Raw genomic sequence first — 22,061 nt, forward strand, 5'->3', positions numbered from 1 at the left:
TTAACTCCCACTGACCACCAGGGCCAGAGCAAACACAGGAATGGCAGCCGTCAGACTGTCAATTCGATCCAGTATTCCTCCATGGCCGGGTAGCAGATTACTGCTGTCCTTAATGCCTCGTTCACGCTTCAACAGGCTTTCAAACAGGTCACCGAGCACAGAAACCAGAACCACCACAATAGTCAGCAGCAGAAAACCCAAACCGCGAGCGAACGTAAAATCATAATAAAGACCAATCACCGCTGCGACACAGAGTGAGGCCAGTAAACCACCGACCAGACCTTCGATGGTTTTCTTTGGGCTGACATTTACTGCCAGCTTATGGCGTCCAAGACTTTTACCCGCAAAATAAGCCCCTACATCGGCAGCCCAAATCAGCAGTAACACCATGATAATACTTAAACCATCAGGGCTGACCTGCTTCAGTTCAACCAGCGCAGTCCAGGCTGGAACGAGTGTAAAAACACCCATAACCAGGCGTAACCAGCGGCTTTCACAATAGCGCGCAGACTCCGGGTACTGCTTGACCATAAAGAAGGCTAACAGCCACCAGATCACCGCTACTGCCAACACCCAAACCTCAGGAATGACACTGGCCAGAAGACAGGCTATACCTATGACAGCAGCAAAAGTGTAACGCTGCCAACCCTCTTTGAAACCGGCCAGATTAGCCCACTCCCAGCCACCCAACATAATGACCAAAGCAATGACCACTGAGAAGGCTATCGGAGGAAGAAAAAGGACACAGCCCAACGCAACAGGGGCGAGAATAAGTGCGGTAATAATTCGTTCTTTTAACACTGCCCTTGGGCCTCCACCTGCTCGCTGGTTTTACCAAACCTTCTCTGTCGACTGACATAAGCCAGCAGGGCTCTCTCCAGCTCTTTGCGATCGAAATCCGGCCACAAAGTCTGGGTAAAATAAAATTCACTGTAGGCACATTGCCACAGCAGGAAATTACTGATTCGCTGCTCGCCACTGGTGCGAATCAACAAATCAGGCGCAGGCAGTTCAGAAGTACTCAAATGACCAGCAATCATATGCTCGTTAATCTGATCAGCCTGCAACTCGCCTTTTTCTACTTTTCTAGCGAGCGTTTTCGTCGCCTCAGCGATATCCCACATACCACCGTAGTTGGCAGCAATAACGAGGGTTACTTTCGCTTCATTGGCAGTCAATGCTTCTGCTTCAGCTATATGTTGCTGAATGCTTGGCGAAAAACGACCTTTATCACCAATAATCTTAAGTCGAATACCGTTCTTTTTCAGGCTTTTGGTTTCCTTACGCAGAGTGCGCAGAAACAACTCCATCAAACCATCAACTTCGAGTTTTGGGCGGTTCCAGTTTTCACTGCTGAAAGCAAACAGTGTCAGCACTCCAACACCAAAATCACCACACGCCTGAATCACTTCACGTACGGCTTTAACACCTGCCCTGTGTCCAGCCAAACCTGGCAACAACCGTTTTTTTGCCCAACGATTATTACCATCGAGAATTATGGCCACATGGCGGGGCAACTTCTCTGCCGGTATTCCTTTCAGGCTGCCGATATCCACTTGCGAACTCATGACCATTCACTATCTTGTTGATCTGTATGAAATTTTATAACCGATAAACAGTGCAGGAGCTTGCGCTAAATTGCAAGTTTCAAAGAAGGGATACTAGCAGCTGATTATCATAAGGCTGCCCGATATCAATACCGAGCAGCCTTGCAACGACAGATCAAACTGCCATCAGATCTTTTTCTTTTACTGCCAGAGAAGCATCGACCTTAGCGATAAAGCTATCGGTCACTTTCTGGATATCATCCTGTGCACGACGCTCATCGTCTTCACTGATTTCTTTTTCTTTTTCCAGCTCTTTAACATCAGCGATAGCATCACGACGAATATTGCGAATAGCAATCTTGGCGTTTTCAGCTTCCTGACGAGCCTGACGAGTGTAGCCCTTACGGGTTTCCTCGGTCAGCATTGGCAGAGGAATTCGAATTACCTCACCCGCAGTGGAAGGGTTAAGACCAAGATCAGACTTCATGATCGCCTTCTCAATCTCAGGCACCATCTGCTTTTCCCAGACACGCACAGCCAGAGTACGAGCATCTTCTACAGAGATGTTCGCCATCTGACCCAACGGGGTTTCAGAACCGTAATAGGAAACTCTTACGGTATCCAGCAGGCTCGGGTGGGCACGACCTGTACGGATTTTAGCAAAGGCACCGTCAAGAGAGACGATACTTTTACCCATACGCTCTTCAGCGTCCTGCTTAATTTCATCAATCATCTTGTTCACCCCCAGTCACCAGCGTACCTTCGTCGCCACCGACAACGGCATTCAACAGGGCACCCGGCTTGTTCATATTAAAAACACGAAGCGGCATATTCTGATCACGAACCAGACAAATAGCAGTCAGATCCATTACACCCAGTTTACGGTCAAGAACTTCATCGTAAGTGAGCTGATCAAATTTAACAGCGTCAGCGTGCTTGACCGGGTCCTTGTCGTAAATACCATCGACCTTGGTGGCTTTCAGCACGCCATCAACCTGAACCTCGATACCACGAAGGCAGGCTGCAGAATCAGTGGTAAAGAATGGGTTACCGGTACCGGCAGAAAAGATTACTACATCACCATCATTCAGATGACGCATGGCACGACGATGGTCATAGTGTTCAACCACACCACTCATCGGAATAGAAGACATTACGCGGGTATTAATATTAGAGCGTTCAAGGGCGTCACGCATAGCCAGGGCATTCATTACTGTTGCCAGCATACCCATATGATCACCAGTAACACGATCCAGACCGGCCGCACTAAGCTCAGCACCGCGGAACAGGTTACCACCGCCAATCACGATACCGACCTGAACACCGATACCGACCAGCTGGCCGATTTCCAGAGCCATGCGATCCAGAACACTGGGATCTATGCCAAAGTCACCTTCTCCCTGAAGGGCTTCGCCACTGAGTTTGAGCAGAACACGCTTGTACTTGGGTTGTCGATCACTTGCCGGCATTTTCAACTTCCGAGTCAGAGTCAGGAGAAGAAGCGCTCGGCACCACTTTTTGTTACACCACTTTTTTTAAAAGCAGAGCCGACTTTAAAAGTAGAGCCGATGACAAAAGCAGAGCCGAACACCATCCATTAACCAGTAATAACCAGTATCAGGATTACAGTCCAGCCTGAGCGCGAACTTCAGCAGCGAAATCTACTTCCGCAACTTCGATACCTTCACCTACTTCAAAACGCACGAAGCTTTCTACGGTAGCGCCAGCCTGCTTGGCCAGAGCACCCACTTTAACTTCAGGGTTTTTAACGAAAGGCTGTTCAACCAGGCTGCTTTCAGCCAGGAACTTGTTGATACGACCGCCGATCATCTTCTCGATGATTTCAGCAGGCTTACCAGACTGTTCAGCTTGAGCCTTGAAGATTTCTTTCTCTTTCTCTACCAGTTCAGCAGGCATATCTTCCTTGTTAACCACTTGTGGGTTAACAGCGGCAACGTGCATAGCGATATCACGAGCCAGCTCGGACTCACCAGCAGACAGCGCAACCAGTACAGCAATCTTCTTGTTGCCGTGAACGTAAGCGTCAACACGACCGCCTTCAACCAGTTTAATACGACGAACGCTGATGTTTTCACCGATTTTCTGGATCAGAGCCTGACGGGTCTCTTCCAGTTCGCCAGCCATCAAGGCAGCAACGTCAGCTTCTTTACGATCGAAAGCAGCACCCAGAACGGTCTCAACGAATGCCAGGAAGTTTTCGTCACGAGCAGCGAAGTCGGTTTCAGAGTTAACTTCAACCATTACAGCGAAGGAACCGTCTTCCGCCACCTTGGTAGCAACAGCGCCTTCAGCGGCAGTACGACCCGCTTTTTTAGCAGCTTTAGCCTGACCGGATTTGCGCATCTCTTCGATGGCTTTCTCGATGTCACCGTCAACGGCCTGCAGTGCCTTCTTGCACTCCATCATACCCAGACCGGTGCGCTCACGCAGTTCCTTTACCAGTGCTGCAGAAATTGCTGCCATGGAGGGATCCTCTCGAAAATTTTCAATAGTTTTGAACACAAAATGCCGCAACGTCAAAATGAGGAAGCGGCATTTCCAGCAATCAGCTGTACGAAAAAGTCTTCGAGCTTATGCATTTGCAGAAGCGGATGTCAAAGACCTTCCCGATATGACAAATGTCACTTATATATCTGAATGCAAAATTTTTTCGGCCTATTCAAGCTATCAAAGATGAATACGCCTAATCTGAAAAAAGGGGGCAAAGCCCCCTCTTTCCAAACAATCAGAAATTAAGCCTGAGCTTCTTCCTGACCGCCTTCAGTTTTAGCTTCAGCTGCTACGGCTTCAGCTACAACTGCTTCTTCAACCAGCTCAGCTTCTGCACCAGTGTTGGCAGCCGCACGGCCTTCCAGAATGGTGTCAGCAGCAGCACGGATGTACAGCTGAATAGCGCGGATTGCGTCATCGTTACCTGGGATAACGTAGTCAACACCTTCCGGGCTGGAGTTGGTATCAACGATACCAATTACAGGAATACCCAGCTTGTTGGCTTCCTGGATAGCAATGCGCTCGTGCTCAACGTCGATAACGAACAGAGCATCAGGCAGGCCGCCCATTTCTTTGATACCGCCCAGTGAACGATCCAGTTTTTCCAGATCGCGACGACGCATCAGAGCTTCTTTCTTGGTCAGCTTCTCGAAAGTGCCGTCTTGAGCCTGCACTTCCAGATCACGCAGACGACGTACAGACTGACGAATAGTCTTGTAGTTAGTCAGCATGCCACCCAACCAGCGGTGAGCAACGAAAGGCTGGCCAGCGCGAGCAGCTTCTTCACGAATGATCTTGCCCGCAGCACGCTTGGTACCAACGAACATGATCTTGTTCTTGCCTTCAGACAGCTTGCGGATGAAGCTCATAGCTTCATTGAACGCAGGCATTGTGTGCTCAAGGTTGATGATATGAATCTTGTTGCGTGCACCAAAGATGAATTTGTTCATCTTTGGGTTCCAGAAACGAGTCTGGTGACCGAAGTGTACGCCCGCCTTGAGCATGTCACGCATAGTGACTTGTGCCATGGTAAATCTCCTGTAACAGGGTTAGGCCTCCACGCATCCCATGAGCTCAACCCGAAAAACGATCAAACGCTTAAGACTTTAAACTGAAGCTTAAAGCAGCGCGAAGCAGTTCAGCGGGCACCCTGAATCATGTGACGATGCATGTGAGTTCTACTACTGATTAAATTAAATGTCTTCGAAACAGATCACTTTTGAACAATTTGCAAGAAAAGGCCAAAAACAACTCTGAATACGAAGCCGGCGATTTATACCATAAAAAGAGACCACCTCAAAGCCTTTTACCCCAATAACGTGGAAATCCGTTTGTTCCCTTGCGCAATATCAAAACAGTTCTGGTAAAATGCCGACAGTTAAATTGTAGAGCGTATCAATAGAGCACTACTAGAGAGCAGTAATGGAGAGCGCTGCTAGCTACTCTAAAGAGTGCCGCTGGGCGGATTCACCCGGCCCGTTTCGACCCTCACTCACACTCTGGCAACATAGAATTTAGAAGCATGAATGTAACCATCAAGACGCCTGAAGATATTGAAAAAATGCGCATTGCCGGCCGCCTGGCCGCCGAAGTGCTGGAAATGATTGAAGAACATGTTAAACCCGGCGTCACCACGGATGAAATTGACCGTATCTGCCACGATTACATCGTCAACACTCAGGACGCTATTCCTGCTCCTTTGAACTATGGTGCAGCCCCTGGCCGCCCGGGCTTTCCAAAATCTATCTGCACCTCTTTGAACCATGTGGTTTGTCACGGCATTCCTGGCGGCAAGAAACTCAAAAACGGCGACGTCCTTAATATCGATATCACCGTTATCAAAGACGATTACCATGGCGATACCAGCAAAATGTTCCTGGTAGGCGATGTACAGCCGTTCAACCAGAAACTCTGCAAAGTCACTCAGGAATGCCTCTATAAAGGCATTGCCGAAGTTAAGCCTGGCGCCCGCTTGAGTGACATCGGTCGTGTAATCGAAAAGCATGCCCACGCCAACCACTACTCCGTAGTAGAAGAGTATTGCGGCCACGGCATTGGCAAGGTATTCCATGAAGAACCACAGGTTCTGCACTACAACGGTTACGGCGAACAAAATGACTGCATTCTTCAGGAAGGCATGACTTTTACCATCGAGCCTATGATCAACGCCGGCAAGAAATTCACCAAACTTCTGGGCGATGGCTGGACAGCCGTCACCAAGGACCGTCGCCCTTCCGCCCAGTGGGAGCACACACTGGCTGTTACTGCCGATGGCGTTGAAATTCTAACCCTGCGTAAAGACGAAGTACTGCCTTTCTAAGGCTACTTCGAACAACCGGCGGATAACCACAACCGCCGGTTTTCCTGATTTTTTCCCCTCTTCGTGCTTTAATACCTGCAAAATTCAATAAAATACCCACAGAACGAATTTTGACTACAGCATGAATGAATTGAGCCACTCGATACCCGAAAAGATCAAACTACAGCTGTTTGATAAAGAGCAGTTTGTCAGCCAGCTTCAATCCTCAAACACCCCCATCCCTCTTTATAAAGATCTTCGTAACAACGCCATTACCTTGCTCAACCAATGGTTTTCCGAAGAGCTGGATATTGAAATTCTGGTGGCCGCCAATACCTGGTTTATTGATCAGCTATTAACCACGGCCTGGCAGCAACTGGATTGGAGTGCTCCACCCAAAATCAGCCTTCTGGCTGTTGGTGGTTATGGCCGGGGCGAGCTCCATATTGGTTCCGACATAGACATTCTGCTTCTTCTTGATTCCGAAGATTACCAGAGCCATCGGGACAGCATTGAGTCCTTCCTGACTCTGCTTTGGGATATAGGGTTAAAAGTAGGCTCAAGCGTCCGATCTGTTAAAGAGTGCGCCAATCAGGCCAAAGATGACCTGACCATCATCACCAATATGATGGAATCCCGATCACTGAGCGATCCCGCCAACTTGCACCACCAGCTTGAACGAGCCATCAGCATTCAGTACATGTGGCCCAGCACCGAGTATCTGCAAGCCAAGTTTGACGAACAGAAGTCACGCCATAAAAAATACGCCGACACCGAATACTCTCTGGAACCCAATATCAAGGGCTCGCCTGGCGGCATCAGAGATCTCCATATGATCGGCTGGATTGCCCGTCGCCATTACGGAACACACAACCCTCGTGAACTGGCTGAACTGAACTTCATCACCCAGTCGGAGTACGAACAACTGGTAAAGTGTCGTGCATTCCTGTGGCGAGTTCGCTGGGCATTGCATGATTTAACCGGTCGCGGGGAAGATCGTCTTTTGTTCGATCACCAGAGAACACTGGCCGAACACTTTGGTTACGTGGACCACGAAGGTTCAATGGCTGTAGAGCAGTTTATGCAGAGTTACTTCCGCAACGTACTCATTGTCGGGCAGATGAAGGACATCATTCTTCAGCACTTCGACGATGAAATACTGAACGCCGACAGCAACCGTGAAATCATCCCGGTCAACAGCCGCTTTCAATTGCACAACCAGTATCTGGAAGTGACTCACGATCAGGTGTTTGAGGAACACCCCCCCGCCCTTCTGGAACTCTTTGCCCTAATGACACAGGACAGAGACATTCTCGGTGCAAAGGCTGAAACCATTCGACTGCTGCGTGAAAACCGTCATCGTGTAGATACCGTATTCCGAAAAGATCCTCGCTGCAGCAAGTTATTCCTGCAAATTCTGCAGGCACCCTATAACCTCAGCATTACCCTGAGAAGAATGTCCCGCTACGGCATTCTTGGTCGCTACCTGCCTGAGTACGGTCGCATTATTGGCCAGATGCAGTTTGACCTTTTCCACACTTACACCGTTGACGCCCACACGCAGCTATTAATAAAACACCTGCGCAGCTTCAGCTATAAAGATAATGAGCAGCGCTACCCTATCGCCTCGAAAATAGCCGAAGACATTCGCAAACCTGAACTACTCATAGTTGCCGGGCTTTATCACGATATCGGTAAAGGTCGTGGTGGCGATCACTCACAACTTGGAGCAGTGGACGCAGCTATCTTCTGCCGTCGTCACGGCTTGCGACGCGTGGATACAAAACTGATCACCTGGCTGGTCGAAGAACATCTGACCTTCTCAACCACCGCCCAAAAGCAGGACCTTTCTGACCCGGACGTTATTCATGATTTTGCCCGAAAGATGGGCAACATCAACAACCTGAATCACCTTTACCTGCTAACCGTCGCGGATATTAACGCCACCAACCCCGACCTCTGGAATGGCTGGCGCTCGTCATTACTGCAACAACTCTACAGCCTGACTCGGCATGTTCTGGAAAATGGCATCGAGAACATGCCTGACAGCAGTGAGCGAATCATCGATATTCAGGAAGAAACCTTCGAGCTGTTGAGCCTTCAGAATACCGATTCGAAACAAGCTGAATATATCTGGAAACACCTTGATGACGACTACTTCTCTCGTCACGACCCCCATGAAATCGCCTGGCAAACTCAAGGCATCATTGAGCACCTGGATCTACACAAGTCAGACGACAGCCCTATAATACTGACTCGTGAAACCGACACAGACCACGAACACAGTGGCTCACAGATCTTCATCTATACAAAAGACCGAATAAATCTGTTTGCCGATACAGTTAACGCCATCGCTCAACTGCACCTGAGTATTCAGGATGCTCGCATCATCACCTCTACGGACGGCTACAGCCTTGACACTTACACCGTTTTGGAAGAAGACGGCAGCGCCATTGGCGACAATATCGAACGAATAAAGCAGATTAAAGAGTACCTGCAACTGAGCCTGGAAAACCCCGAACAACTGCCTGACACCGTACAAAGACGCACCCCCAGACAGCTGAGACACTTTGCCCGCGCACCGCGCATTACTATCAGCAATATGCCCGGCATCAAGCGAACCCTGCTGGAAGTTAAAGCAACGGATCGACCTGGCATTCTGGCAAAAATGGTAAAAACCTTTGTGGAGTTAGAGCTTCAGGTTCACAACGCCAAAGTAGCCACCTTTGGCGAAAAGCTGGAAGACAGTTTTTTCCTGACCGATAAATACAATCAGCCCATCAGCGACCCTGACTTTGCCGAAAGTATCTGTGAAACACTGCGAGAAGTTTTGAAACAGGCCTCCGAGGAAGATGTGATTCGCCACTGACTCCAATAAGGCTGGCTATTGATATTGATTGCCAGCCTGACCTCCCAAACGAACAGCACAAGCCATGAAAGCTACACCATAACTCGCACACCTCTTTACCAACCCTCTTCCACTGAATCTTAATTCAGGCACGCTTGTCTGGACTGCCACCTGCCGATCAGTACAATAGAACCAGCCTCCTTGATCACCGACAAGTTGACTGCATCCATTGAAATAACGAGACCGGGACTGCTCATACATGATTAATGCCTACCATCGCGAAAATGACCTATACAGCATCAGTCGTGTAAATGCCGAACAACCACTTCCCGAAAACACGCTCTGGCTGGATCTGGTTGATCTGGATGAACAGGAAAACGAGTGGCTTGAGAAAGAATGCCCCGGCTTTATTTATGATGACGATGAGCTCCATGAGATCGAAGCATCCTCTCGTTTTTTTGAAAGCGAAACCGGCTTCCACATTCGCTCCCTGTTTCCACATCAGTCAGGACAGGAACTGAAAAACATCAACATCGCTTTCAACCTTCGCGACGACCAGCTTATTACTCTTCAGGACGAGCCTACCGCTCTGTTCAGATTGATGCGCAACTATCTGAAGCTTCAGGTAGTGAAAGCAAGAACACCAATGGATATCGTTATCGCTCTGTTCGACGCCAAGGTTGAGTTCCTGGCGGACACACTGGAAGAAGTGTATGAAAACCTGGAAGCCATCAGCCGGCACGCACTTTCTGACGAAGCTAACGATGTCGATGAGCTCCTGAAAAATATTACACTGCAGGAAGATATAAACGGCAAAGCACGTCTTAACCTGCTGGACAGTCAACGCTGCCTCCGCTACCTACTGAAAAGCTGTCGCCATAAGCTGGATGATGGTCAGATTGATGAAATCAGGGATATCCTTCGCGATATTGACTCTTTGACGCCACACACCGGTTTTCTGTTTGAGAAAATCAACTTCCTGATGGAAGCCACCATGGGCTTTATCAATCTCGAGCAGAACAATATCATCAAGATTTTCTCGGTGGCCGCTGTTATGTTCCTGCCACCCACCCTGATCGCCAGCATCTATGGCATGAACTTCAAAGTCATGCCAGAACTGGCCACCAGCTGGGGATATCCAATGGCGCTGGTATTAATGGTCAGCAGCGCGCTGGGCACTTATCTGTTCTTCAAACGCAAAGGCTGGCTATAATTCTTTCGACCGGGCTACTGACTTTCCTCCCACAGTAGCCTGCCACCCTCCCTCAATTACCTGTAACGCCCGAGGTTCTCAGGTATGAGCATTGCACCCAAAGTCAGCCAGTTTCTGGAAACACACAACATCCCCTTTGATACTATTTCCCACACACCCAGCCACAGTTCAGTACAAACAGCCATTGCCGCAGAAGTACCACTCAGCTCTGTCGCAAAAGCCGTCATCCTGAAGGACAACATTGATAATTACTTCATGGCCGTTGTGCCAGCATCCAGCAAAGTCCACCTCAAGCAAATAAGGAAAGTCACCCAGAATTCAGTCAATTTGGCCAGCGAGAGTGAGGTCAACCGGCAGTTCAGCGACTGTCAGTTTGGCGCTATTCCACCCATCAGCCAAGCCTATCAAATGAGCACCATTTGGGATGATCATCTTGGCGACATTCCCGATGTTTACCTCGAAGCCGGAGATCATGAAACATTAATCCATCTGCACCAGGACGCCTTTCAACATCTTATGACAGACCAGCCCCACGCACAGCTCTGCGTTCCACCAGAAAAACCCGGAGACGATAACTACTAACCCCCGTAACACTTACCTATCAAGACCTGCCCGAAATGACCCGATAGTTTTATTCAGAAGCCAGGGGCGTTCTCAATTAGCCATGAGACCAGTTGATCACACATCTAATTGAGAACACCCCCTTGGGCCGAACTACCACTTTTGGAAATAACGGCCATACTGATTGCTTAAAGCTTTAAACATAAACCCAATAACTATCGGCCTTACAATGCATCAGAGACTCAGCCTCCAGAATATTATTGGTATGGGATTTATGGTTTTTGCCATGTTTCTGGGGGCGGGAAACCTGATTTTTCCTCCCATGGCAGGCCAACTGGCCGGCGTTGAAGTCTGGCAGGCTGCAGCCGGCTTTCTCCTGACCGGTGTGGGCCTTCCCCTACTGGGCATTATTGTCATTGCAAAAGTAGGCGGCGGGTTCAACGAAATTACCCGGGAACTCCCTCGCAGTCTGGTTATTTTTATTGGCAGCTTTATCTTTATCATCATTGGTCCTGTATACGCTGTACCGCGTACCGGTATGGTGGCCTACGAAATCGGATTCTCTCCTTTTATCCATTCAAGCGATTCCATTTCACGGCTTGGCTACAGCCTGGTCTTTTTCGGACTGTCCTGGTACCTCAGCCTCTATCCAGGGAAACTGCTGGAATATATCGGCAAGATAATCACACCGGCCCTGATCATCCTATTGATCGTTCTCGGCTCAGCGCCCTTCTTTCAGGATTCAGGCCCCGTTCCGGCAGCGGCCGAGAGCTACGCAGAGAATGCTTTTGTTCGAGGTTTTCTTGAAGGCTATATGACCATGGATGCGCTGGCAGCACTGATGTTCGGTGTTGTGATTGTGACCAACTTAAAATCCCACGGCATCACTTCAGCCAACTCCCTGTTTCGCCACAGCGTTATTACCGGACTCATCGCTGCAACCGGGTTAGGGCTGGTCTACCTGTCCCTGTTCAACCTTGGCGCAACCAGTCACGAGATAGCACCCAACCCTCAAAATGGTGCACAGATACTGTCTTCGTACGTCCAGACTCTATTTGGTTCTGTAGGCAGTATTTTACTGGCCGCTGTTGTTACACTTGCATGCCTGACTACAGCTATTGGCTGCATCACCGCTGCCTCAGAATACTTCAGCGAGTTAACCAGCAGAATCAGCTACAAAGCACTGGTCGGCCTCATTTCATCCACCTGTGTTATGTTCGCAACCCTTGGACTGAACCAGATTATTGAACTGTTCATTCCTGTACTGCTAATCCTCTACCCGGTCTGTATTGCACTGATTCTTCTAGGACTTATTAGAAACCTTCTGCCAAATCCGAGGTTAACTTACAGAATCACCCTGCTGATTACGTTTCTGCTCAGCCTTGTCGATGCAGGTAAAAACATCCAGCACCCACTCATGGAGCTATTACTGACCCCTTTCCAGCAACTGCCAGGCCACGATGCCAACCTTAGCTGGATCGCCCCCTCGCTCGTCTGCATATTCATCACCATGATTCTTGGGAAAGTTTATCCCGCAGCCCTTCACGAAGATCAGCCGTAAAATCAAACAGCAGTCTTCATCGAAACACACGTATCATTAATTCAGAGGGGTGTTTTAAACAGCCTCTCTTCCCGAATTGTGATACTTATCACCAATTCATAAGACTTACCTTACTTTCACCTTGGTTTTGGACCATGGTCTATGTCAAAATCTCAGTTACAATTTCACAACCATTTAATTCAGGACAGGTTGTGACTTCATGGAGGATACCCAGCCTTGCTGGTTGCACAGCCACAACTACTAACGAGTGATCATCTGATCAGGCGCTTCTTCGGTCTTCAATTATTTATGAAGTTCATTTTTACGCTTGCAGTCCTGCTGTTATCTACAGGCTGCTTTGCTGCCGACACTATTTTTGAGTCAACAGGAAGAACCGTTGACCTCACTGATACTCTGGTAAAGATTTCACCTCCTGAGCACATTACCAACTCTCGATCTGAGAAGATTGGCGAGCAATGGTTTCGGCTGGACATTGAACCGAACACTAATATCAGCAGTGAGTGGACACTTGTTTTCCGGCGCACACCCCATCAGATTCTTGACGTATTTACGCATACAGAGGATGGCTACCGCCTTCATTCTTTAGGTTCCAACTCACCTGCGGGAAGATCAGACCCAAGAACCGTACGCCTTGATAACAGCGAAGCTCAAAGCATTTACCTTCGAGCAAGCACCAGCGCCCCCAACCGCATTCAACCGATTCTCGAACCATACTCGGACTACATGCTCGATGAGTATCGAAACCGTAGCCTGATATCAGGCCTGCAATCCCTGCTGCTGCTGTTTCTTGTCGTCAGTGGTGTCGCTGCCGTTTACTCTGGCCACCAAGGTTACCTGCTACTGGCCAGCCACTTGCTGGTAACATCCGTTCTACTGATTACCTGGCAGGGGGATATTTTCAGATATATCCCGATTGCCGGCGATCCGGGACTCTGGGTGATGACTGCGACCAATATCAGTCTGGTTTCAGCGTTAGCCTGCTATAAAAACTTGGGACTGCTGGCACTTTACACCCCAAGAACCGACAGAATTCTGCTTTGGCTAAGCCTGCTTTCTACAGGTCTATTTATTGCTTTTGCTTTATTCGATCCTCAGAGCAATCTGCTGATCAATATCAGCTTCAGTCTGATTGGATTAATTATTGTTATCCTGACCGGCAATCTGCTGTACATAATGGCTCAGGGTGTGAAACCAGCAAAACTCGCTTTGCCGGTTATGCTGACAATAGCAACAAGCCTTACTCTGTTATGGGCAGCATCAAGCTGGCCAAGAGCCACGCCCAGCCTTGCGGAACTTTCTCTCATCTGCATTCAGGCCATGCTGATCACCGGTCTTTACTGGATTAACAGACAACAGAAACGTCGTCAGGATATTTCTGTCAACCTGATCACTACCAGCAGCGATAAACGACGTGTATTTGATATCGCCCTGAGGAAGCACTTGCAGGCACCGGCCAGTGAACCTCTCGACGAGAAAGCCATTCGCCGCCGCATACTGGATACGCTCGACGCTGTGATACCGGGAACACCTTCCATCGTTCTGACACGGGAAGAGCGCCGCTGGTCTATCAACAGCTATTATCCAAAAGCATCCAGCCTGTTCAAAAGCCGACTTAAATCGATCAGCATGGAGCTGTTATCGATTATCGAATCCACTCAACACGAAGCCATCATTGAAGATGCCAGCGGTGTCGTTTATTGGGTGTTCAAAGTGCACACCGATGGTAATCACAGCGTTTTGCTGATTGTTGCCGCAGGTAAAAGCAGCAAAGGCCTCTGGGAAATCATCAGCGATGTTGGCACTCACGCCAGAACACTGTTCCAGGCCAATCAACAGACCCGTTTCTGGAAACTGCAGGCCAGTCTTGATCCTCTTACTGGAGTACTCAATCGACGAGCTTTTTTGAGTGAAGCAGAGCCCATGCTGGCTAAAGCTCAAGAGCAGAACAAACAGAGCTGCGCCATCTTTATGGACATTGATAACTTCAAACAGATCAATGACACTTACGGCCACCCGGCCGGAGATGCTGTTCTGGTGAGCCTTGCGCGCACCCTGCGAACCGGTTTGAGGCAAAATGACCTACTATCTCGCTATGGCGGAGAAGAGTTTGTCGTCCTGCTTCCGAAAACAGTTGCCAGCCAGGGCGTACAAATTGCTGAACGAATACGCAAAGCTGTAATGGCGATTGACGACGGCCCCCGCCCTATTACCATCAGTCTTGGCATCTCGGCCACCAATTCAGACATCAGTGATTTGGAGCAACTTCTCGACCTTGCTGACCAGGCACTTTATAAAGCCAAGAACTCTGGTAAAAATCGTGTTGCTCAGGATGAAGGCTGCTTCGACCTGACCCTGATTCACGCCTGACCAGTACACTTCATGAACGCTCCTCAGGGAGCGTAGTTCTACATATACAAAAAGCTCGCCAAACCACTATAAAATCAACTCTCACACGACACATCTTACACAACATATTGCTATGGATTAGCGCCTCTCTACATAGCACACGATTGCTACAGGTTAATAACAACAAATGGCTGCCCTGCCCTTTTTCCGCAAAAGGAAAAACAAAGCAACCGACTTCCATCTGGAAGGCAGGAATCTAAACTGGCTTGAAAAAGTAGCCAGAGCACCACACCAGGAACCCTGGAGTGTCACCATACTTCAATACGCATGGACGGCGGGACCGGTTTCCTTACTGGCCGCTTACGCGGGTTACTATTTTGGCTACGGTGGCATCATGCCCATCGAACGGGCTCTCTACTTTGTTGGCTATTCACTGGTCGCCATAGCTTTAGGTCTTAGTACCAAGCTCATGTACAACCTGACTCACGTCCGCAAAGTGAACAAAGATAAGAACAACCTGCTCAGCGTTATAGATCGTATTCCTGAAATCATCTATATGACCCGTGACTTGGCTCAAAGCCAGATGACCGAAGACGCCAGACGCATAAACTCTGCCGGCATCCTACTGCGTAAACTGGATCTTGGCCCTGAGTGGGTAGCCATGGCGGTTGAAGATATTACCGGCAACACGCAATTGGCGAGAAAAGCCGAACAAATTGAAATGTTCCGTCGTGCCGGCCTCTACAACAGAATGCATGACATCGTTCGCGAGACCAACGATGAAACAGAGCAACACTGTGAACAGTTGAAGGAACTGCACCCGCGCATCTCCGAAGCGTTAAGAAATCGTCTGACAGGTGTCGTTGCCCGACCAAGACACGGACAGAGTCGCGAAGCCTTATTTATAGAACGAATTCTTACGGCCAGCGAACGGGATAACGAGGAGCTGATGACCCTTCATGATGTCGAAGAGATTCTGACACTTTGTTTTGAGTTGATCTGTGGACGGGAAATCAACTGGCTGAAAATCGAATATACCGGCCGCTGGGATCTCGCTAAAGCACTCGATCGCCTTGAAGAAGAGCGTAACGACTTCCGTATCAGTCGAGCCAGAGTTTACTCACGGCTGAAAGCCCTGAATATCTGGATGCATAATGCCGATGTTCAAAACGAGATTATTACCGGCCATGGCTTGAGCCCACAGAAACTACTGGCTTCTGCCATTGAATCTCTGGATTTGCTCAGTCAGCAAGTGCGACAGGCTCGTGACTTATGCAGAAAAACTGGCAAACATCTGGAGGCTCTTCTGGAGAAAAAGCATCATCTGGAGAAAGCCATCCAGCTGTATAACGAAGCTCATCGAGCTTTTCTTAAACAGGGAAGAGACACAAACCGTTTAAAAAAAGCACTGAAACAGTGGCAGAAGCTTTCCGCCAAATACCAGCAGAACCCTGACGAAAACTTCAAACGCAGCATGGTGATTTCCGAGCAAACCATTGAACTGGACGACGATACTCGAATGGAGATCGCCAACCGTCTGGAAAAATACCTCCAGGAATCCGAACTGAGCAGAACCAACCGCCAGATTCATGATATGCGCACTGGCTCCCAACCTCTTACGGAAACCAGAGCCAGAGAAATTGCCATTGAGGTCGCGACTATTCTCGACCCTTATATCGAGCTCCACGACCCTCAAATCCAACGGGCTATCGAAAGCTCCCAGGCGTCAAGCCTCGCCTTTATAGAACCAGGGATGAGCGCAAAAACCAAAGCAGCTATGGGTGAAGCTCTTGCCTCAGCTGTGGATAAAAATCTGGCCGCCAATGCAGAGAAGCTGGCTCAGAACTTGATTCGCTATTATCGCGTACCACTCACTGAACGAACCATAAACTTTCTGGTGAAAACCTATCAGGCCGATCGCGAGCGATTACAGTTCACAGCTCGTTTTGAAAGCCCGATGAGCGCCCGTTATTCACTGGACAATATTTCACCGATAGAAGTCCCCCCGGCAAAGAACAACTGGCAGATCGACCTTTACAACGCTAACAAGGTCGTCAGTCAGTTCAGCTCTTCTCAGATGGAAAGCTAGTACTAAAAGCAGTGATAGACTACGGCACTCCGAACATAAGCAGCCTTTTTCACTGCTTTCGCAGACAAAAACAGCTCTTTCTGATTTTTTTTGACAAGCATCACTTTTTGAATGTTACCCGCGTTTCGATATGTAACAAATAAGGGTAACATTACCGCAACTACGCCTGACACTGAGCACCCAGCTTGATCACGAGGGCTTAAGCCCGAGACTAAATGGATTTTTGTCTGCACATTTCAAGAGCCTATTAGATTCGTCATAACAGGCGAACACCGATGCATCGTTTATACTTGCAGCGGGACAGAAGTTCGTCCGTGTAGACCTCCTGTGACAAGTACAGTGCCCTGACCTTGATTCAACACTGTCCCATGCGAGGAGTAACATGATTCCAGAAGAAGTCATTGACCTGTCGCGCTTTCAATTTGCGATGACAGCCCTTTACCATTTTCTCTTTGTCCCCCTGACCCTGGGTATGACATTTATGCTGGCTATTATGGAGTCGGTATACGTCATGACAGGCAGGCAGGTCTATCGGGATATGACCAAATTCTGGGGCAAACTGTTTGGCATTAACTTTGCCATCGGTGTTGCCACCGGTCTGACCATGGAGTTCCAGTTTGGTACCAACTGGTCTTTCTACTCCTATTACGTAGGCGATATCTTTGGCGCACCACTGGCCATTGAAGCCCTGATGGCTTTCTTTCTGGAATCCACCTTTGTCGGCATGTTCTTCTTTGGTTGGGATCGCCTGACTCGAGTGCAGCACCTGACCTGCACCTGGTTAATGGCGATAGGTACCAACCTGTCCGCACTCTGGATTCTGGTCGCTAATGCCTGGATGCAAAACCCTGTCGGCGCAGAATTCAACTTTGAAACCATGCGCATGGAGATGACCAGTTTTGCTGATCTGGTTTTCAACCCTGTAGCACAGGTTAAATTCATCCATACCGTGGCTGCAGGTTATACAACCGGTGCCGTATTCGTCCTCTCCATCAGTGCCTGGTATCTGCTGAAAGGTCGTGACATCGGCTTTGCCCGTCGCTCTTTTGCTGTGGCATCCGGCTTTGGACTTGCCGCCATTCTTTCTACCATTCTGCTGGGTGATGAATCCGGTTATGAGCTGGGCGATGTTCAGGAAGTAAAACTGGCCACCATTGAAGCTGAGTGGGACACCCATCCAGCACCAGCGAGCTTTACTGTCATCGGCATTCCTAATCAGGAAGAGATGAAGACCGAGTACGCGATTAAAATCCCCTACGCGATGGGCATAATCGCTACCCGTTCACTCGATACTGAAGTACTTGGAATCAAGGATCTTATCGACAACAAGGAACAGCGTATCGCCAATGGTATTGGTGCATACTCACTGCTTCAGAAACTGAAGAACGGCGAAGACACTCCCGAAAACCGTCTGGCCTTTGAAGATGTAGTCGACGACCTTGGTTATGGTCTGCTGTTGAGCCGCTACACCGATGATATTCCAAACGCTACCCCAGAAATGGTACGTCAGGCAGCTGAAGATGCGATCCCGACTGTATGGCCGCTGTTCTTCAGTTTCCGCATTATGGTCGGTGCCGGTGTATTGATGCTGTTCCTGTTTATTGCTGCCTTTATCAAAACAGCCAAACGAACCGAACACACCAGCCCAGTCTTCCTGAAGCTCTGTGTTCTTGCACTGCCTCTGCCGTTTATTGCCGCCGAGATGGGCTGGTTTGTTGCCGAATTTGGCCGTCAACCCTGGTCTATTTCAGGCATTCTGCCCACCTACCTGTCGGCATCGACACGTACTGAAGCAGATCTCTGGATGAGCATAATCGGTTTTGCCACCTTCTATACCGTCTTCCTGATTATCGAAATGACACTGATGATCAAGTACGCAAGAAAAGGTCCCAGCAGCCTGCACACAGGCCGTTATCACTTTGAGCAGCGGAAAGCTGAACATATGGCAACCCAGGCCTGAGCGGAGGAGTTATCATGGAATATGAAGTATTAAAATTCATCTGGTGGGCGCTGATTGGCGTTCTATTGATCGGCTTTGCCGTTATGGATGGCTACGATCTGGGTACCGCCAACCTGCTGCCCTTCCTCAGCAAGAATGACGAAGAACGACGCCTGATGATTAATGCCGTTGCTCCTCACTGGGACGGTAATCAGGTCTGGTTAGTAACTGCCGGTGGCGCTCTCTTTGCTGCATGGCCGATTGTTTATGCCACAGCATTTTCGGGCTTTTACTGGGCTATGTTACTGGTTTTGTTCAGTCTGATTGGACGACCGCTGGCGTTTGACTATCGCAGCAAAGTCGAGGAACAGTACAAAAAGTACTGCGACGGAGCTCTCTTTGTCAGTGGGTTCGTTCCTTCTCTGGTCTTCGGTGTCGCTTTTGGCAACCTGTTTCAGGGCTTTGATTTTGACCTTGATACCACCATGCGCTCCAGCTTCAGTCAGGGCTTTTTCTCGCTGCTTAATCCTTTTGCTTTGCTCTGCGGCCTTGTCAGCGTCGCTATGTTGACCATGCAAGGCGCTGTCTGGCAGAGCATGCGTGCCGGTGAACCCATTCAGACTCGTGCAGCCAACGTCGCTCGTCTCAGCGCAATCGTAACTATCGTATTGTTTGCTCTGGCAGGCGTATGGGTAGCTAATCTGTCGGGGTTTGAGATTGTCGCGGGTCTTGACACTAATGGCGCAGCAAACCCTCTGGTTAAAACGGTTATGGTCAGCGAACCAGGAAGCTGGCTGAAGAATTACAGCCTTTATCCCATGACAATGCTGGCTCCTGCTTTAGCTTTTGTTGGTGCTGCTGGCGTATTAGCGCTGGCAAAAAGTCGCTTCCATGGGCTGACCTTTATCCTCAGCTCTCTAACACAGGCTGGCGTGATTCTAACGGCTGGCTTCTCGTTATTTCCCTTTATTCTGCCATCCAGCAGCAATCCTAATGTCAGCCTGACACTCTGGGATGCCACATCCAGCCATATGACACTGGGTATCATGACGGTAGTAGCGGGTATTTTTGTACCCACTATTATCGGCTATACGACATGGTGTTTCTATAGAATGTGGGGGCGGATGACGTCCGAAGAACTTAACCAGAACAGCCATTCACTGTACTAAGGAGGCGAACTTATGTGGTATTTCACCTGGATTCTCGGCGTACTGCTGGCCTGCGCCTTCGGCATTATCAATGTAATGTGGTATGAATTTCATGAAATGGATTTTGATAATGAAATCAACGACTTAGACGAACATACCACAAAATAGTATGCAATCTCATTGCATACTGCTTTTGAGTTATCGTGTCTAATCGTGCGTTATCTAGAAAAACAGGGGCTTCGGCTCCTGTTTTTTTTGGGTTCCCTTGCCGTGGAATTTGCCATGGTCATCAATTCAATAAGAAGAGAGCGTAGCAACGTTACTGACGCCCTCCCCCTCCTTTTAATCAGCCTTAGAAAGATAAGTCAGCCCACCTTGAAGCAGCCCCTCAGCTTCCCGGACCAATACGCTCAAGCAAACTCATATGAGGCGATCCATCCTGAGCTTTAAGACGAATGCGATCTTCATAAACCCTGGTCTTTTCATTACGCAAACTGATCATCAGTGAATAACACATAAACAGCATGATAATTGAGAAAGGTAAGCCAGCAATAATCGATGCAGCCTGAAGTGCCGCCAGCCCGCCAGTTAGCAGAAGAATTGCAGCAACCAGTCCCTGCCCCAAACCCCAGATAATTCTGTGACGCAGTGGTGGCTCTTCATCACCGACTGAAAGCAGCGTGGTAATAACCAAAGTACCACTGTCGCATGAGGTGATGAAATAGGTGCAAATCAACAAGGTAACCAGGACTTTGGCTGCAGGTTCAATCCAGCCTGTATTCATCAGACTGATGGTTTCGTAGAGTGCGATGGTCACGTCATTATTCACTGCAGCGATCACTCCGCCAGAACCAAACAGTTCTATATGCAGGGCTGTGCCGCCAAAGGCAGTCAACCAGAACATACCCAACAAAGAAGGCACCAGAAGAACACCAATGGCAAACTCGCGAATAGTACGACCTTTAGAAATGCGGGCGATGAACATTCCTACGAAAGGTGACCAGGAAATCCACCAGCCCCAATAGAAGGTTGTCCAGCTGGATTGCCAGGGGGAAACACCGTTAGTTTCAGAATCAGTCCAGAAGCTCAGACTGACGATATTCGACAGGTAATCACCAATATTCTGAACATAGCTGTTGAGAATATAAATGGTTGGCCCAAGTGCAACGAAAAACAACAGAATAACAATACTGAGCCAGAGGTTTAACTCCGACAGAATTCGAACCCCTTTACCAACACCTGAAACAACGGAAAGTGTGGCAACACATGAAATAACAGCAATCAGAATCAACTGGTTTGCAATTGAAACATCGAGCCCCATCAACTGGTTCAGACCTGTATTCACCTGGGACACACCCAGCCCCAGCGAGGTTGCAACACCAAACACGGTACCGAACACCGCCAGCACATCAGCTGCATGCCCCCAGAAACCGTAGATTCGATCACCCAGAAGCGGGTAAAGCACTGACCTTATAGCCAGAGGAAGTTTACGGCGATAGCTGAAGAACGCCAGCGACAAACCAACGACAACGTAGATAGCCCACGGATGCATACCCCAGTGGAAGAACATCAGCCGCATGGCCACCTGCGCGGCTTCCGGGGTATTGCCTTCGGTGATAAAAGGGTTGGATTGAAAATGATAAATGGGTTCTGCGATACTCCAGAAGATCAGTCCAATCCCCATACCTGCACCAAAGAGCATGGAGAACCAGGAAAAGTAGCTGAACTCCGGCTTCTGGTCATCGTCGCCTAATACAATGTCACCAAAACGACTGAAAATAAGAAATACGGCAAAGAAGAAAAATGAAGCAACGACCAGTATGTAATACCACTTGAAGCTGGCGATGATGTAGTCACGCAACCCGGTGAAGGATTCAGCGGCCAGCTCTGGTCGGAAAGCACCTGCCAGAAGAAACAGGGCTATGATGGTCATGGCGGTAACCGCCATGGGTGGATTAAGGCCTTTTAAAAGACCGGATTTGGCTCTCATAGCAACTCC

Annotated in this window: 17 protein-coding genes; 10 read left to right on the forward strand and 7 right to left on the reverse strand. The window is 48.9% G+C overall.

What is annotated here, in order from left to right; genetic code table 11:
* The 6 genes from EOPP23_RS18350 to rpsB all read right to left on the reverse strand — a co-directional run bounded on the left by EOPP23_RS18350 (position 1) and on the right by rpsB (position 5,086).
* Positions 1-801 (reverse strand): phosphatidate cytidylyltransferase, encoded by an 801-nt coding sequence (locus tag EOPP23_RS18350; protein ID WP_370514818.1) that lies wholly within the window; start codon positions 799-801, stop codon positions 1-3.
* The gene (locus tag EOPP23_RS18355) at positions 795-1,568 is read right to left on the reverse strand and encodes an isoprenyl transferase (RefSeq protein WP_153767449.1); all 774 of its coding nucleotides are present in this window, start codon (positions 1,566-1,568) and stop codon (positions 795-797) included. The genes EOPP23_RS18350 and EOPP23_RS18355 overlap by 7 nt, the downstream gene beginning before the upstream one ends.
* Before the next feature lie 154 nt (positions 1,569-1,722).
* Complete coding sequence (gene frr / locus EOPP23_RS18360) at positions 1,723-2,280, reverse strand: ribosome recycling factor (protein WP_153767450.1); 558 nt, start codon at positions 2,278-2,280, stop codon at positions 1,723-1,725.
* Positions 2,273-3,016, reverse strand: a complete 744-nt coding sequence (pyrH, locus tag EOPP23_RS18365) for a UMP kinase (protein WP_153767451.1) — start codon at positions 3,014-3,016, stop codon at positions 2,273-2,275. The genes frr and pyrH overlap by 8 nt, the downstream gene beginning before the upstream one ends.
* A gap of 154 nt (positions 3,017-3,170) precedes the next feature.
* Positions 3,171-4,031, reverse strand: a complete 861-nt coding sequence (tsf, locus tag EOPP23_RS18370) for a translation elongation factor Ts (protein WP_153767452.1) — start codon at positions 4,029-4,031, stop codon at positions 3,171-3,173.
* A gap of 269 nt (positions 4,032-4,300) precedes the next feature.
* Positions 4,301-5,086 (reverse strand): 30S ribosomal protein S2, encoded by a 786-nt coding sequence (gene rpsB, locus EOPP23_RS18375; RefSeq protein ID WP_153767453.1) that lies wholly within the window; start codon positions 5,084-5,086, stop codon positions 4,301-4,303.
* Positions 5,087-5,580: 494 nt separating this feature from the next.
* On the opposite strand from rpsB, the gene map reads away from it, so the two are divergent.
* From map to cydX, 10 genes are all read left to right on the forward strand, one after another.
* On the forward strand, positions 5,581-6,378 hold the full coding sequence (map, locus tag EOPP23_RS18380; RefSeq protein ID WP_153767454.1) for a type I methionyl aminopeptidase: 798 nt from the start codon (positions 5,581-5,583) through the stop codon (positions 6,376-6,378).
* Positions 6,379-6,499: 121 nt separating this feature from the next.
* Positions 6,500-9,226 (forward strand): [protein-PII] uridylyltransferase, encoded by a 2,727-nt coding sequence (gene glnD / locus EOPP23_RS18385; protein WP_153767455.1) that lies wholly within the window; start codon positions 6,500-6,502, stop codon positions 9,224-9,226.
* 238 nt (positions 9,227-9,464) lie between these two features.
* Positions 9,465-10,418, forward strand: coding sequence for a magnesium/cobalt transporter CorA (gene corA, locus EOPP23_RS18390; RefSeq protein ID WP_153767456.1), 954 nt, complete (start codon positions 9,465-9,467; stop codon positions 10,416-10,418).
* An 84-nt stretch (positions 10,419-10,502) separates the two neighbouring features.
* Positions 10,503-11,000 carry an aminoacyl-tRNA deacylase gene (locus EOPP23_RS18395; RefSeq protein ID WP_153767457.1) on the forward strand — a complete coding sequence of 166 codons (498 nt, stop codon included), beginning with the start codon at positions 10,503-10,505 and terminating at the stop codon, positions 10,998-11,000.
* A 208-nt stretch (positions 11,001-11,208) separates the two neighbouring features.
* Positions 11,209-12,540: a branched-chain amino acid transport system II carrier protein gene (gene brnQ / locus EOPP23_RS18400; protein ID WP_153767458.1), complete on the forward strand. Its 1,332-nt coding sequence runs from the start codon at positions 11,209-11,211 to the stop codon at positions 12,538-12,540.
* Between the two features lie 288 nt (positions 12,541-12,828).
* The gene (locus EOPP23_RS18405) at positions 12,829-14,907 is read left to right on the forward strand and encodes a diguanylate cyclase (protein WP_153767459.1); all 2,079 of its coding nucleotides are present in this window, start codon (positions 12,829-12,831) and stop codon (positions 14,905-14,907) included.
* 166 nt (positions 14,908-15,073) lie between these two features.
* Positions 15,074-16,975 carry a hypothetical protein gene (locus EOPP23_RS18410; protein ID WP_153767460.1) on the forward strand — a complete coding sequence of 634 codons (1,902 nt, stop codon included), beginning with the start codon at positions 15,074-15,076 and terminating at the stop codon, positions 16,973-16,975.
* 382 nt (positions 16,976-17,357) lie between these two features.
* Complete coding sequence (locus EOPP23_RS18415; RefSeq protein WP_153767461.1) at positions 17,358-18,935, forward strand: cytochrome ubiquinol oxidase subunit I; 1,578 nt, start codon at positions 17,358-17,360, stop codon at positions 18,933-18,935.
* 11 nt (positions 18,936-18,946) lie between these two features.
* Positions 18,947-20,083, forward strand: a complete 1,137-nt coding sequence (gene cydB / locus EOPP23_RS18420) for a cytochrome d ubiquinol oxidase subunit II (protein ID WP_370514827.1) — start codon at positions 18,947-18,949, stop codon at positions 20,081-20,083.
* Positions 20,084-20,095: 12 nt separating this feature from the next.
* Positions 20,096-20,230, forward strand: coding sequence for a cytochrome bd-I oxidase subunit CydX (gene cydX / locus EOPP23_RS18425; protein ID WP_153767463.1), 135 nt, complete (start codon positions 20,096-20,098; stop codon positions 20,228-20,230).
* Positions 20,231-20,450: 220 nt separating this feature from the next.
* On the opposite strand, the gene EOPP23_RS18430 is transcribed toward cydX, so the two are convergent.
* The gene (locus EOPP23_RS18430; RefSeq protein WP_153767464.1) at positions 20,451-22,052 is read right to left on the reverse strand and encodes a BCCT family transporter; all 1,602 of its coding nucleotides are present in this window, start codon (positions 22,050-22,052) and stop codon (positions 20,451-20,453) included.
* Positions 22,053-22,061: the final 9 nt, after the last annotated feature.

The sequence above is a fragment of the Endozoicomonas sp. OPT23 genome, assembly GCF_009653635.1.
In the GTDB taxonomy this organism is placed as follows: domain Bacteria; phylum Pseudomonadota; class Gammaproteobacteria; order Pseudomonadales; family Endozoicomonadaceae; genus Endozoicomonas_A.